Here is a 12,869-nt window from a genome sequence, read left to right on the forward strand (position 1 = left end):
GACTTCCTTGCTGTGGCATGACTGAGGACCATCTTGCCGGGCGCCGGTGTCAGTCGTCGCCATCGTCATCTCCGTCGTCGTCATCCCCGTCATCGTCGTCGTCCCACCCTCCGCCGTGGATCAGCGGCGGCGGGGGTTCTGGGACATCGCGCAGGTTGGCCTGGGTGCGCGGCGCATGCGGCACAGGAGTGGGAGGTGGTCCCGGCGGCGGTGTCGCCGCCGGGACCGGGGGAGACGATGCGGGTGCCTGGGGCTGCACGGGGGCGATCTTCGGTGCATTCACCTGGATCGGGTGCAGGGGCGCACTGTCGGCGCTGGGCAGCAGGCTCACCGCTACTGCGCCGACACCGGCGAACGCGATCAGCGAGACCAGGGCGATGACAGCGGCGCGCATGCCGACAAGTCAACGGGGCGGTGATGTCGCCTCCATGAATCGCAGATGAGAGAGCTCTCATCTCGGATGACCATGCATCCGGATGCGTCGACCGGACTTTTCGCAGAGCCGGTGCGCCCTGACCGCGCTGATTGATGACAGCCAGGATCTCGGGACCGAATGTGGTAGCCGCCCAGCGTTGAATCGCCGTCAGCGCTTGTTCACGTACCCCGCGTCCACCGGCAGCGTCACCCCGGTGATGTAGCGGCCGGCGTCGGACACCAGGTAGAAGGCCGCGTTGGCGACGTCTTCGGGTTCCAGCGTCTGGACCGGCAGGGCGTTGCCCATATCGGGACCTTGTTGCGATTCCTGCGCCAGGCCCTCCAGCCAGCTGCGGGTGAAGTCATTGTCGATCATCGGGGTGTTCACCCCCGCCGGATGCACCGAGTTCACCCGGATACTGTGCGGCGCAAGCAGATTGGCATACACCCGCATCAGGCCCACGATGGCGTGTTTGGCCGCGGCGTAGCCCAGTGAGCCGGCCATCGGTGATGCCAGCCCCACCAGGCCTGCCACCGAACTGGTCAGCACGATCGATCCGCCCTTGCCGGCCTTGATCATCGGCTTCATCACCACGTCCACGGTGTGGTAGACGCCGGTGAGGTTGACGTCCAGGACGTCCTGCCACGCATCCTCGCCGGCCATCGGCGCGATACCCGCGTTGGCGATGACGATCCGCGGGGTGCCGAGTTCCTCGATGCCCTCCCAGAGGGCGGTTTTCAGGGCCGTCCGGTCGCGGACGTCGGCCGCACGCGCGACGATACGGGCGCCGGTGTCCTCGACGAGTTTGACCGTCGCGGCCAGGTCGTCCGGGGTGGCCATGGGGTAGGGCACCGACGCGATCTGATCGCACAGGTCCACCGCGATGATGTCGGCGCCTTCGGACGCCAACTTGACCGCATGCGCGCGGCCCTGCCCGCGCGCCGCGCCGGTGATGAAAGCGACTTGTCCGTCGAGGGCGCCCATGTCAGTGCCGCAGTGTGCCCTTGGCTGGATCACCGGCCGGGACCGCCGTCAGCATCTTGATATCCGGCGCACCGTCGAGGTGCGGCCCGATCTCACCGAACAGCCCGGTGACCGCAGGCGCGGTGCTGTGGGTCTTGAGCGCGTCGGCATCGGCCCACTGCTCGACGAACACGAACGAGTTCTCACCCTCGTGCAGTGCGTAGAGGTCGCAGCCGGGCTCCTGGTGTACCGCGGCGATCGCTCGCGTGGCCGCCTCGCGAACGGCGTCCACCGATTCGGGCTTGACATTGAACGTCGCGACGACAACTACCGGCATGGAGGCTCCTCGATGAGTCAAAATGAGATCGGACTCTGACCTTAGGCCGCCTACCGATACGCTCGGCAAGGTGATCCGGGTCACACTCAGTGTGACAGCAAGCCCGCGGCGAACCGCAGATCGGCGACGAGCGCGTCGAAGGCCTCGTCGCGACTGTCGGCCGGCCCGCGCAGGATCGCCGAGGGGTGCACCGTCACCACCACCCGGGGCTCGGCGTTGATGTCGAGCTCCGGGAGTCGTAGTTCCTCGCCGCGGTGGGCGGTCAGACGAAAGTCGTTGCCGAACAGCGCCTTCGCGGCGGTGGCACCCATCAGCACCACGACGTCGGGCTGCACCGCGTCCAATTCGGCCAGCAGCCATGGACGGCACGACACCACCTCGGTGCGGCTCGGGGTCTGATGAATACGCCGCTTGCCCCGCTCGGTGAACTTGAAATGTTTCACCGCGTTGGTGACGTAGACCGGATCGCGGTCGATCCCGGCCGCTGCGAGTGCCTTGTCGAGCAGACGTCCCGCAGGGCCTACGAACGGCTTGCCCGCGCGGTCTTCCTGGTCGCCGGGCTGTTCGCCCACCAGCATCAGCTGCGCAGACCGCGTGCCGGCCCCGAACACCGTCTGCTCGGCGTTGCGGTACAGATCGCAGCCGTGGCAGTCGCGAGCTGCGGACGCCAGCGCATCGAGGTCCACCGTGTCGGGCACGTACTCGGCCGCTGAGGTCTTGAGCTTGGCCACGACAGGCGATTACCCGTCGTGCGCCGGCGCAACCGTCAGGAGCTGCTGTTCCCGGATGGCCTGTACCGACAGGGTGCGGTAGCCGCCGCGCTTTCCAGGAGGTTCACGGTTCGGGTGAGAGCACGGCCCCGGACGCCGAGCCTGTCGCGCAGCCGCGTGAGTCTGGTGGGGCTATCCGGCCGCAAGATCGAGACGATGCGACGTCCCAGGTCGTCGTCGAGGAGGGCGGTGCGAAGAGGGTTCCGAGCCCGAGGTGTGTGCGAGGGCGCTGAACCGGTCGTGTTTCGATGCGACGAGCGGAGATACCACCACCACGAGGCCGCGAGCTTCAGGCCGGAACCTGGTAACCCGCTGATTTCCCGGACCCGGTACTCATCACAGCGGCGTTGAGATCGTCGGCGAGCGTCACCGCTGCCAATTACCCGGTCTGATCCGGTCCAATCATGTTGAGGCAGAGCTATATTCGGTTGAACCGGCTGAGTGCGCGAGCCTGCGCCAAGCTGACCGGTGCCAGGTAGTCACCGAGCAGTTCACGTCGCCACCAGGCGCGCTCGCGGCGAAGCTCGGCGGCGGTGGTGAACCGGTACCGGTAGAGCCGGGCCCGGACATACGTGGGAGGTGTCTCCGGGAAAGGATTGTGGGCCAACAGTTTCACGATGGTGCGATCGCCGGTCAGCATGGCCAGGCAGAGCCTGCTGAGCCAGGGTTGGGCGTACGACGGTGAAAGGGCGGCGAACCACATGAGCCAGTCCAGCCGCAGGTGGTACGGACTGAACTGGCGGGGCAGTCGCCGCACATCACCCGGTTTGCCGCGGAACCCGTACTCCTGCCAGTGGGTGTGAGGGCCCAGATGCTCGTCGTCGGTGCCCTGCAGCACGATCTCCTCGCGGGTGCGGCTGATGGTGCCGAACGCGCCGTAGGCATTCACCAGGTGGAACGGGTCGAAGGTGCTGTTCATCCGTTGCCGCCGCGACACCAGATTGCGGGCCGGTTGCCAACTCAACACCAGGAGCACGGTTGCCACCGCGCACACCAGCGCGGTGAACCACACCGGCTGGTCGGCTGCGGTGGCCGGAGGTGCCAGCCCGCTGAGCCATGTCACCGTGCGGTTGTCGATCACACTGCAGGCCGCCACGATCGTCAGCCAGTTCAGCCACGAGAAATTGCCGGAGGCGACCAGCCACAGTTGGGTGATCACGATGATGACCGCCGCGATACCCGCCACCGGCTGCGGTGCGAACAGTCCGAACGGGATGATCAGTTGCGCCACGTGATTGCCCGCGGTCTCCACGCGGTGCAGCGGCCGGGGGAGATGGTGGAAGAACCAGCTCAGGGGCCCCGGCATCGGTTGGGTTTCGTGGTGGTAGTACAGGCAGGTCAGATCGCGCCAGCATTTGTCGCCGCGCAGCTTGATCATTCCGGCGCCGAACTCGACGCGAAACACCAACCACCGCACCAGCAGCAGGATCAGCAGCGGCGGTGCGGTGTCGTCATTGCCGAGGAACGCGACGAGGAATCCCGTCTCCAGGAGCAACGACTCCCACCCGAACGAGTACCAGGTCTGCCCGACGTTGACGATCGACAAGTACAGGCCCCACAGTGTCAGCCACAACAGGACCGAGGCCCACAGCGGCACCAGGTCGGCGAGGCCCACCACCATCGCCGCGGCCAGGACCACGCCCGCCCAGCAGATGAGGGCGAAGAACCGGTCCGAGTAGTGGGCGTGGAAGATGCTCGGCCGGGCCCGGAACGAACTCCTGGCCAGGAACCGGGGGATCGGTAGCAGTCCGTGGGACCCCAGCAGGGCGCGGAATTGCAGTGCCGCGCAGAGAAACGCGACCACATAAATCGCCGCGACACCGCGCTGCAGGATCATCCGGCCCCAGGCGTACTCGGGAGCGAGCAGCCAATCCATGTCCCGGGCGTACCCGGCGGACAGTGCGGTAATCGGATCGTGACCTGTGTGGCGGATGGTGCAGATGGGGTTACTGCGACTAGGCTGACCTCTATGGCAAGTAAGACCGCCGCGCGTTCCGGGGCCAAAACCAGCAGGTCAAAGGCCACTTCCCGGTCGGCGCGCCCACCTGCTCCGCGCAAGAAGGCGCCCGCCCGCAAGAAGGCTGCAAAGGGTGGCGGTCACGGTGGCGTGGTGGGGGGCGCCGGCGTCGCCGTCGGGCGGGCCTCGCGCGCGGCGTGGCTGATGCTGGCAAAGGGGGCCGGCAGCACCGCCCGGTCGGTGGGCCGCGCCCACGACATCGAGCCCGGGCATCGACGTGACGGCATCGCGCTGGCTCTGCTCGGTGTCGCGGTGGTCATTGCCGCCAGTTCGTGGTTCGAGGCCGCGCGTCCGGTCGGAGCGTGGATCGACAGCGCTCTGCGGGTGCTCGTCGGCGGAGCGGTCGGGGTGCTTCCGGTGCTGATCGCCGTCATCGCCGTGACGCTGATGCGCACGGAACCGAATCCGGAGACCCGGCCGCGCCTGATTCTCGGCAGCCTGATGATCGGGCTGCCGGTCCTGGGCTTGTGGCACATGTGGTCGGGCGCGCCGAGCGCACCGACGGGACGTCAGGACGCCGCGGGGTTCATCGGATTCGCGATCGGCGGACCGCTGTCGGACGGCCTGACCGTCTGGATCGCCGCGCCCCTGCTGATCATGGGCGTGCTGTTCGGGCTGTTGTTGTTGACCGGCACCACCATTCGTGAGGTACCGGCAACGCTGCACGCGATGTTCAGCACGCGGTTCGAGCGGGGCGGTGATTATTACGAAGACGACGATGACGATTACGACGAGCGCGCCGATGATGCGGGCGCCCGGACGGAAGACTTCTCCGACGGCTACTACGACGACCCCGCCGCCTACGGTGCCGACGAGCCCGAGACGTGGTCAGGTGGGTCACCGATGGACAACTACCCGCTGGCCGAACCGGCCGACGAGGCGCCGACGGTACCGGAACCGATGCCGGCCAAGGCTTCTCGCAAGAAGCCCAAGGTCGCCGAACCGGCTCCGAAGCCCGTACCCAAACAAGAGACCCTGGCGCTGGACCGGGTGGTGGAGGGTCCCTACAACCTGCCGTCGCTGGACCTGCTGATCGCCGGTGATCCGCCGAAGCTCCGCAGCGCCGCCAATGAGGTGATGGAAGACGCCATCACCTCGGTGCTGCAGCAGTTCAAGGTCGACGCCCGGGTCACCGGTTGCACGCGCGGGCCGACGGTCACCCGCTACGAGGTGGAACTGGGCCCCGGCGTCAAGGTCGAGAAGATCACCGCACTGCACCGCAACATCGCCTACGCCGTGGCCACCGAGAGCGTGCGCATGCTGGCGCCGATCCCGGGCAAGTCCGCCGTCGGTATCGAGGTGCCCAACACCGACCGCGAGATGGTCCGGCTCTCCGACGTTTTGACCGCGCCGTCGACGCGTCGCGACCATCACCCGTTGGTGATCGGCCTCGGCAAGGACATCGAGGGCGACTTCATCTCGGCGAACCTCGCGAAGATGCCGCACCTGCTGGTGGCCGGCTCCACCGGCTCCGGCAAGTCGAGCTTCGTGAACTCGATGCTGGTCTCGCTGCTCGCCCGCGCCACCCCGGAGGAGGTCAGGATGATCCTGATCGACCCCAAGATGGTGGAGCTCACGCCGTACGAAGGCATTCCACACCTGATCACGCCGATCATCACCGAACCCAAGAAGGCGGCCGCCGCGCTGTCCTGGCTGGTCGAGGAGATGGAGCAGCGCTACCAGGACATGCAGGCCTCGCGCGTGCGGCACATCGACGTGTTCAACGAGAAGGTGCGCTCCGGGGAGATCACCGCGCCCCTGGGCAGCCAGCGCGTCTACAAGCCGTATCCCTACATCCTGGCGATCGTCGACGAGCTCGCGGACCTGATGATGACCGCCCCGCGCGACGTCGAAGAGGCGATCGTCCGCATCACCCAGAAGGCCCGCGCCGCCGGTATCCACCTGGTGCTGGCCACGCAACGGCCCTCGGTGGACGTGGTGACCGGTCTGATCAAGACCAACGTGCCGTCCCGGCTGGCCTTCGCCACGTCGTCGCTGACCGACAGCCGCGTCATCCTGGATCAGCCCGGCGCCGAGAAGCTCATCGGTATGGGTGACGGACTGTTCCTGCCGATGGGCGCCAACAAGCCGATCCGTCTGCAGGGCGCGTTCATCTCCGACGAGGAGATCCACGCCGTGGTCACCGCCACCAAGGAGCAGGCCGAGCCGGAGTACACCGAGGGTGTCACCGCGGTCAAGGCCGGCGAGCGCAAGGACGTCGACCCCGATATCGGTGACGACATGGACGTGTTCCTGCAGGCCGTCGAACTGGTGGTGTCGTCGCAGTTCGGCTCGACGTCGATGCTGCAGCGCAAACTGCGGGTGGGCTTCGCCAAGGCAGGTCGCCTGATGGACCTGATGGAGACCCGAGGCATCGTCGGCCCGTCGGAAGGGTCCAAGGCGCGCGAGGTGCTGGTCAAACCCGATGAGCTGGCGGGCACGCTGGCACTGATCCGTGGTGGGGCCGATGCCAACGGGGCGGACGCGGACGACGACGACTTCTAGAGGACGACCTCCAGACGACGCTAGAGGATGCGCAGCATGCGCGTGTTACCGAGGATGTTCGGCTTCACGTAGGACAGGTCGAGGAACTCGGCGACGCCGACGTCGTAGGAGCGGCACATCTCCTCGTACACCTCGGCGGTCACCGGCGTGCCCTCGATCTCGGTGAACCCGTGCCGGCCGAAGAACTCGGTCTCGAAGGTGAGCACGAACAGTCGCTGCAACTGCAGGTCGCGGGCGACGTCGAGTAGTTGCGTCACGATGCGGTGCCCGACGCCGTGGCCCTGCACCTTGGGGTGCACCGCCACCGTGCGCACTTCGCCGAGGTCGGACCACAACACGTGGAGCGCCCCGCAGCCGAGGACCTCACCCTCGCGGTCGGCCACCCAGAACTCCTGCACCGACTCGTACAGAGTGACCAGGCTTTTCTCCAACAGGATCTTGCCCGCATAGGTGTCGACGAGGTGTTTGATCGCCGGAACATCCGAGGTACGCGCCCGGCGTACGGTCAGCCCGCTCACGGATCGAGAGTATCGGCTGCGGGGGGTGGTCCCGCCACCCGATATTCTGTTCCAGTGTCGGGCCATCCTGAAACTCCTCCGGCGGTCCGTCGCGTCAGGGTTGCCAACATCGCCAATATCCTCACCGGTTTCCGGCTGGTACTGGTGCCGGTCTTCCTGTTGGTGCTTTTTGCCGGTGATGGCCACGAAACCGCTAGCAGGATAACGGCTTTCGCGATTTTCGTCGCTGCGGTGATCACCGATCACCTCGACGGCTACCTGGCCCGCCGTTATGACCTGATTACCGAATTCGGCAAGCTTGCCGACCCGATCGCCGACAAGATGCTGATCGGGGCCGCGTTGATCGGTCTGTCGATGCTGGGTGATCTGCCCTGGTGGTTGACGGCGGTCATCCTGTTCCGGGAGATCGGCGTCACGTTGTTACGACTGGCGGTCATCCGGCACGGCGTCATCCCCGCCAGCCGGGGCGGCAAACTCAAGACGTTGGTCCAGGCCACGGCGATCGGGTTGTTCATCCTGCCGCTGTCCGGCGCCTGGCATACCGGGGCGTGGGTGATCATGTGGTTGGCGCTCGCCCTGACGGTGCTGACCGGCATCGATTACGCACTGTCGGCGTTGCGGGGCGCGCGTGCACGATCCGCTGCTGCCTGACAGCCTCGGCGACCATGCCCGCCTGCTGGTCGCCGAGCTCACGGCCCGGGGTGAAACCGTCGCCACCACGGAGTCCCTGACCGCCGGGCTCCTGGCCGCGACTCTGGCCGGGGTGCCGGGCGCCAGCAGGGTGCTGCTCGGCGGATTGATCACCTACACCGAGGCCACCAAGATCGCGCTCGCGGGGGTCGCCCCGGAGATCCTGGCCGGCGTCGGACCGGTGGCCGCGCCCACGGCGGAAGCGATGGCCGTCGGCGCGCGACAGCGGTGCGCCACCACCTGGGGAGTCGGGCTCACCGGGGTGGCCGGGCCGGAGGCACACGGCGGTCACGCAGTCGGGACGGTGTTCGTCGGGGTGGCCGGTCCCGCCGGCTGCGATGTCAGTGAGCTGCACCTTTCCGGTAACCGTTGGGACATCCGGCAGGAGTCGGTGCACCAGGCGGTCCTGACGCTGTTGGCCCGGCTCGACTGACTGTTGTCTCACAGTGGCGGATCGGATTGGCCGAGCGGGAACCATCTCCGTCGTGGATGACGTTCATCTTGGAGACAACCGCACACGAAACGTTAGGAGAGCGCGATGACGGCACTGCTGCGTGAGGTCGTTGGCGACGTGCTCCGTCGCGCCCGGACATCGCAGGGTCGGACCCTGCGCGAGGTCTCCGATGCCGCGATGGTGAGTCTCGGTTACCTCTCCGAGGTCGAGCGCGGCCGCAAAGAAGCGTCGTCGGAGCTGCTGAGCGCCATCTGCTCCGCCCTGGATGTCCCGCTGTCGCGGGTGCTGATCGACGCGGGCGAGCGGATGGCCCGCCACGAGGTCCTCAGCGAGCCGGTCGGGGCCACCAACATCGATGCCAGCACCAAGGTCGTGATCCCTCCTGTTGTCCAGGAACGCGCCACCATGGCAGTGGCCTGATCCGACATTTTGGCCCCGCACCCCGGCGCGGGGGTGTGGCTATCTGCGTCTAGCGGATAAATTGGGCGGTACGCACGTACTGCTCCGTTTGGCTATCTGGGCAGACATCAACTTCAACGGCGACGACGAAACGAAGGCGGAACGAACCCCATGGCAAATCCGTTCGTGAAGGCGTGGCGCTATCTGATGGCGCTGTTCAACTCCAAGATCGACGAGCACGCTGATCCCAAGGTGCAGATCCAGCAGGCCATCGAGGAAGCCCAGCGCACGCACCAGGCGCTCACCCAGCAGGCTGCTCAGGTGATCGGCAACCAGCGCCAGCTGGAGATGCGGCTGAACCGCCAGCTCGCCGATATCGAAAAGCTGCAGGCCAATGTGCGTCAGGCGCTCACGCTGGCCGACCAGGCCGTCGCCGCGGGCGATTCGGCCAAGGCCACCGAGTACACCAATGCCGCCGAGGCGTTCGCCGCCCAGCTGGTCACCGCGGAGCAGAGCGTCGAGGACCTCAAGGGCCTGCACGACCAGTCGCTGCAGGCGGCCGCCCAGGCCAAGAAGGCCGTCGAGCAGAACGCGATGATGTTGCAGACCAAGATCGCCGAACGCACCAAGCTGCTGTCTCAGCTCGAGCAGGCCAAGATGCAGGAGCAGGTCAGTGCGTCGCTGCGCTCCATGAGCGACCTGGCGGCCCCCGGGAACACCCCGAGCCTCGACGAGGTGCGCGACAAGATCGAGCGCCGCTATGCCAACGCCATGGGTGAGGCCGAACTCGCGCAGAACTCGGTACAGGGCCGCATGCTCGAGGTGCAGCAGGCCAGCGTGCAGATGGCCGGTCACTCGCGGCTGGAGCAGATCCGGGCCTCGATGCGCGGAGACGCGTTGACCTCGGGCCCCACCGCCACCCCGAACACTGCGCCGGCCACACCTGCGCAGACCACCCCCGAAAACCCGCTCGGCCAGTAGAGAGGCGTACCAGTGGCAGTCAAGCCGTTCTCCCGGCAGTGGGGTTCGATACTGCAGCGGGGGCTTGACTCTGCCAGTGAGGCAGCCGATGTGGTGGCGCACCGGCTCAGCCTCGCGGCGGATCCGCGGGCCCGGCAGCTTCGCAAGCGCAAATGGGCGCTGCGCCTGGGCGTCTTCTTCACCGTCTCGTCGGTGTTCTGGATTCTGGTCACCGCACTTCTGGCCGCGTGGAGTGTGCCGTTCTGGGCGCTGATCATCACCATCGTGATCGCGGGTGGAGCCGCTTTCCCGGCGACGTTGTTCCTGCTGCGGTATCGCTGGCTTCGCGCCACCCCGCTACCGGTGCAGCGACCCGCGAGCACCCGTCGGCTCCCTCCGCCGGGCTCGGCGGCCCGGCCGGCGATGTCCGCGCTGGGTGCCTCCGAGCGGGGGCTGATGTCACTGATCGGGGTGATCGAGCGCGGGCAACTGCTGCCGGCCGATGACATCCGGGAACTCACCGAGGCGGCCAATCAGACCACGGCCACCATGATGGCGACCGCCGATGAGGTGGTCTCCATGGAGCGCACCGTGCGGGCCACCCCGCACGCCCGCAACTATCTGGTGCCCACCATCAACGCCTTCACCGCGCAGCTCGGCCACGGCGTGCGCCAGTACAACGAGATGGTTACGGCCGCAGCGCAATTGGTGTCCGCGGCCAATGGGGGCTCCATGCCGGTGTCGGTGATGTCGCAGCAGCGCTACCGGGAGCAGCTCACCACTGCCACCGACCGGCTGCTCGGCTGGGCGCAGGCATTCGACGAGCTGGGCCGACTGAACCGGGCCCGCGGGGCCTGATCGCGCGCTTCGGCGCAGGTCAGAACTTCCGCTGCAGTGACGGCACCGCCACGCCGGCGACACCACGCACGATCGCCTTGGCGAAGTCGACGTTGTCGAAATAGTCCCGCCACAGCGTGATTCGGCCATCGTGCACCTCGAAGACGCCGCACACCCAGAAGATCAGCCGGACCGGCCCGAACGCCAGGACGTCGGTGCGCTCGTTGAGCACCGTGTTCCCGTCGGCGGCAGTGCGGTGGATCTTCACGTCGAAGCCCAGGCTCGGGCGTTGCATGCCCTTGAACAGCTTGATAGTCCGGCTGCGGCCCCGGATCGTCGGGAAGCCGACATTCTGGTACACCAGATCGTCGGCCAGGAGCGAGTCCGCGGTGTCGAGGTCCTTGTCCCGCAGTGCGGTAAGGAACTTCTCCACGGTGGCGATGTTCGAGGCGGCAGTTTCGGTGATCTGCTCAGTCATGCCGGTCAGCCTACGGATCAGCCGTGTGGCAGGGTAGGGCGATGCGTGTCGCGGTGGTCGCCGGCCCGGACCCCGGGCACGCGTTTCCCGCCATCGCCCTGTGCCTTCGTTTCGTAGCGGCCGGGCATGCACCGACGTTGTTCACCGGGGTCACCTGGTTGGACACGGCCCGTGGCGAAGGGTTCGAGGCCTGCGAACTGCTGGGGCTCGACCCGGATCCCGCCGATGACGATCTCGACGCCGGTGCGAAGATCCACCAACGCGCGGCGCGGATGGCCGTCCTCAATGCCGGGCAGCTACGCGATTTCGACCTGGTGGTCTCCGATGTCATCACCGCCTGCGGGGGCATGGCCGCCGAGCTGCTCGGACTCCCCTGGATCGAGCTCAACCCGCATCCGCTGTACCGGCCCTCGGTGGGGTTGCCGCCGATCGGCAGTGGGCTGGCGCCCGGAACGGGGCTGCGGGGCCGGGCCAGGGACACGCTGATGCGGGCACTGACCGCCAAATCGTGGAAACAGGGCTTGCGGCAGCGCGCGCAGGCCCGGGCCGGGATCGGGCTGCCCGCCGAGGATCCCGGGCCGCTGCGCCGGCTGATCGCCACTCTGCCTGCATTGGAAGTGCCCCGCCCGGATTGGCCGGAGGAGGCCGTGGTGGTGGGCCCGTTGCACTTCGAGCCGACCACCGAGCTGTTGGCGGTGCCGGAGGGCGGTGGACCGCTGGTGGTGGTGGCCCCGTCGACGGCGACCACGGGTACTCAGGGGCTGGCCGAACTGGCCATCGACGTCCTGGTGCCGGGTGAGGTGTTGCCGGACGGTGCGCGCGTGGCGGTGTCGCGGCTGGGTGGGACGGGTCTGGATCTGCCGCCGTGGGCGGTGGCGGGCCTGGGTCGACAGGACGAGCTGCTGGCCCGTGCCGATCTGATGATCTGCGGTGGCGGTCACGGTGCCGTGGCCAAGACGTTGCTGGCGGGAGTACCGATGGTGGTGGTGCCCGGCGGAGGCGATCAGTGGGAGATCGCCAATCGTGTTGTGCGACAAGGTAGTGGACGGCTGATCCGGCCTCTGACGAGGGAAGCGCTGGCCGCTGCGGTGCGCGACGTGATCACCTCGCCCCGGTACCGGGAGGCCGCGGCGGCGGCGGGGGCGACGTCCTGTGCGGTCGCCGATCCGGTACAGGTGTGCCAGGAAGCGGTTGGGTAAGTTGGTGGAGTGCGGCTGACCGAATTCCATGACCTGGTCGACGCGCAGTTCGGCTCCGTGCGCGGAGCCTCGCTGCTCGTCGACCATGTGCTGGCGGATGTCGGCGGTCGCACCGCCGCGCAGGCCATCGAGGACGGTGTCGAGCCCCGCGACGTGTGGCGCGCCCTGTGCGCCGATTTTGATGTGCCTCGCGACCAGTGGTGATGAATCTTCACGGCGTGTCCGCTTGAATCGAACACCTGTTCGTCTACTGTGGTGAGTGTTCGGCCGGAAGTTCTGTCGGAATTTTTGTCGGGATTTTTTGTCGGAGGGCACCTCTAGCCTACG

15 protein-coding genes are annotated in these 12,869 nt (G+C 67.4%); 8 read left to right on the forward strand and 7 right to left on the reverse strand.

Going from position 1 to position 12,869, the window contains the following annotated elements; translation table 11 throughout:
• Window positions 1–49: 49 nt before the first annotated feature.
• From NL241_RS14295 to NL241_RS14315, 5 genes are all read right to left on the reverse strand, one after another.
• On the reverse strand, window positions 50–394 hold the full coding sequence (locus NL241_RS14295) for a hypothetical protein (protein WP_494397884.1): 345 nt from the start codon (window positions 392–394) through the stop codon (window positions 50–52).
• A 189-nt stretch (window positions 395–583) separates the two neighbouring features.
• Window positions 584–1,399: a mycofactocin-coupled SDR family oxidoreductase gene (locus NL241_RS14300; protein WP_494397885.1), complete on the reverse strand. Its 816-nt coding sequence runs from the start codon at window positions 1,397–1,399 to the stop codon at window positions 584–586.
• A gap of 1 nt (window position 1,400) precedes the next feature.
• Window positions 1,401–1,715, reverse strand: coding sequence for a putative quinol monooxygenase (locus NL241_RS14305; protein WP_487692440.1), 315 nt, complete (start codon window positions 1,713–1,715; stop codon window positions 1,401–1,403).
• Between the two features lie 86 nt (window positions 1,716–1,801).
• Window positions 1,802–2,446 (reverse strand): UdgX family uracil-DNA binding protein, encoded by a 645-nt coding sequence (locus tag NL241_RS14310; protein WP_494397886.1) that lies wholly within the window; start codon window positions 2,444–2,446, stop codon window positions 1,802–1,804.
• Between the two features lie 457 nt (window positions 2,447–2,903).
• On the reverse strand, window positions 2,904–4,361 hold the full coding sequence (locus NL241_RS14315; RefSeq protein WP_494397887.1) for a lipase maturation factor family protein: 1,458 nt from the start codon (window positions 4,359–4,361) through the stop codon (window positions 2,904–2,906).
• On the opposite strand from NL241_RS14315, the gene NL241_RS14320 reads away from it, so the two are divergent.
• On the forward strand, window positions 4,356–7,007 hold the full coding sequence (locus tag NL241_RS14320) for an FtsK/SpoIIIE family DNA translocase (protein ID WP_494398310.1): 2,652 nt from the start codon (window positions 4,356–4,358) through the stop codon (window positions 7,005–7,007). The two genes, NL241_RS14315 and NL241_RS14320, sit on opposite strands and share 6 nt — an antisense overlap.
• A 20-nt stretch (window positions 7,008–7,027) precedes the next feature.
• On the opposite strand, the gene NL241_RS14325 is transcribed toward NL241_RS14320, so the two are convergent.
• On the reverse strand, window positions 7,028–7,591 hold the full coding sequence (locus tag NL241_RS14325; RefSeq protein WP_487692444.1) for an amino-acid N-acetyltransferase: 564 nt from the start codon (window positions 7,589–7,591) through the stop codon (window positions 7,028–7,030).
• Between NL241_RS14325 and pgsA the strand changes: the two genes are divergently transcribed.
• The 5 genes from pgsA to pspM all read left to right on the forward strand — a co-directional run bounded on the left by pgsA (window position 7,580) and on the right by pspM (window position 10,886).
• Entirely contained in the window at window positions 7,580–8,176 is a 597-nt protein-coding gene (gene pgsA, locus NL241_RS14330; protein ID WP_487692445.1) for a CDP-diacylglycerol--glycerol-3-phosphate 3-phosphatidyltransferase, read from the forward strand. The two genes, NL241_RS14325 and pgsA, sit on opposite strands and share 12 nt — an antisense overlap.
• The gene (locus tag NL241_RS14335) at window positions 8,154–8,648 is read left to right on the forward strand and encodes a CinA family protein (RefSeq protein ID WP_494397888.1); all 495 of its coding nucleotides are present in this window, start codon (window positions 8,154–8,156) and stop codon (window positions 8,646–8,648) included. The genes pgsA and NL241_RS14335 overlap by 23 nt, the downstream gene beginning before the upstream one ends.
• A 105-nt stretch (window positions 8,649–8,753) precedes the next feature.
• Complete coding sequence (clgR, locus tag NL241_RS14340) at window positions 8,754–9,089, forward strand: transcriptional regulator ClgR (protein ID WP_487692447.1); 336 nt, start codon at window positions 8,754–8,756, stop codon at window positions 9,087–9,089.
• A gap of 150 nt (window positions 9,090–9,239) precedes the next feature.
• Window positions 9,240–10,049 carry a phage shock protein PspA gene (gene pspA, locus NL241_RS14345; protein ID WP_487692448.1) on the forward strand — a complete coding sequence of 270 codons (810 nt, stop codon included), beginning with the start codon at window positions 9,240–9,242 and terminating at the stop codon, window positions 10,047–10,049.
• A 12-nt stretch (window positions 10,050–10,061) separates the two neighbouring features.
• Window positions 10,062–10,886 (forward strand): phage shock envelope stress response protein PspM, encoded by an 825-nt coding sequence (gene pspM, locus NL241_RS14350; RefSeq protein WP_487692449.1) that lies wholly within the window; start codon window positions 10,062–10,064, stop codon window positions 10,884–10,886.
• A 19-nt stretch (window positions 10,887–10,905) separates the two neighbouring features.
• Here the strand turns inward: pspM and NL241_RS14355 are convergent, their stop codons facing one another.
• Window positions 10,906–11,343 carry a limonene-1,2-epoxide hydrolase family protein gene (locus NL241_RS14355; RefSeq protein ID WP_487692450.1) on the reverse strand — a complete coding sequence of 146 codons (438 nt, stop codon included), beginning with the start codon at window positions 11,341–11,343 and terminating at the stop codon, window positions 10,906–10,908.
• 41 nt (window positions 11,344–11,384) lie between these two features.
• On the opposite strand from NL241_RS14355, the gene NL241_RS14360 reads away from it, so the two are divergent.
• On the forward strand, window positions 11,385–12,542 hold the full coding sequence (locus NL241_RS14360) for a glycosyltransferase (protein ID WP_487692451.1): 1,158 nt from the start codon (window positions 11,385–11,387) through the stop codon (window positions 12,540–12,542).
• Window positions 12,543–12,551: 9 nt separating this feature from the next.
• Entirely contained in the window at window positions 12,552–12,746 is a 195-nt protein-coding gene (locus NL241_RS14365; protein ID WP_487692452.1) for a DUF3046 domain-containing protein, read from the forward strand.
• The last annotated feature ends 123 nt before the right edge of the window (window positions 12,747–12,869 follow it).

This window comes from Mycolicibacterium sp. SMGY-1XX (genome assembly GCF_059132455.1).

What these genes read in the sequence shown, in the direction of transcription:
- NL241_RS14295 (WP_494397884.1), bottom strand. Translation starts at nt 394, where the DNA reads ATGCGCGCCGCTGTCATCGCCCTGGTCTCGCTGATCGCGTTCGCCGGT.
- NL241_RS14300 (WP_494397885.1), bottom strand. Translation starts at nt 1,399, where the DNA reads ATGGGCGCCCTCGACGGACAAGTCGCTTTCATCACCGGCGCGGCGCGC.
- NL241_RS14305 (WP_487692440.1), bottom strand. Translation starts at nt 1,715, where the DNA reads ATGCCGGTAGTTGTCGTCGCGACGTTCAATGTCAAGCCCGAATCGGTG.
- NL241_RS14315 (WP_494397887.1), bottom strand. Translation starts at nt 4,361, where the DNA reads ATGGATTGGCTGCTCGCTCCCGAGTACGCCTGGGGCCGGATGATCCTG.
- NL241_RS14325 (WP_487692444.1), bottom strand. Translation starts at nt 7,591, where the DNA reads ATGGCCCGACACTGGAACAGAATATCGGGTGGCGGGACCACCCCCCGC.
- clgR (WP_487692447.1), top strand. Translation starts at nt 8,754, where the DNA reads ATGACGGCACTGCTGCGTGAGGTCGTTGGCGACGTGCTCCGTCGCGCC.
- pspA (WP_487692448.1), top strand. Translation starts at nt 9,240, where the DNA reads ATGGCAAATCCGTTCGTGAAGGCGTGGCGCTATCTGATGGCGCTGTTC.
- NL241_RS14355 (WP_487692450.1), bottom strand. Translation starts at nt 11,343, where the DNA reads ATGACTGAGCAGATCACCGAAACTGCCGCCTCGAACATCGCCACCGTG.
- NL241_RS14360 (WP_487692451.1), top strand. Translation starts at nt 11,385, where the DNA reads ATGCGTGTCGCGGTGGTCGCCGGCCCGGACCCCGGGCACGCGTTTCCC.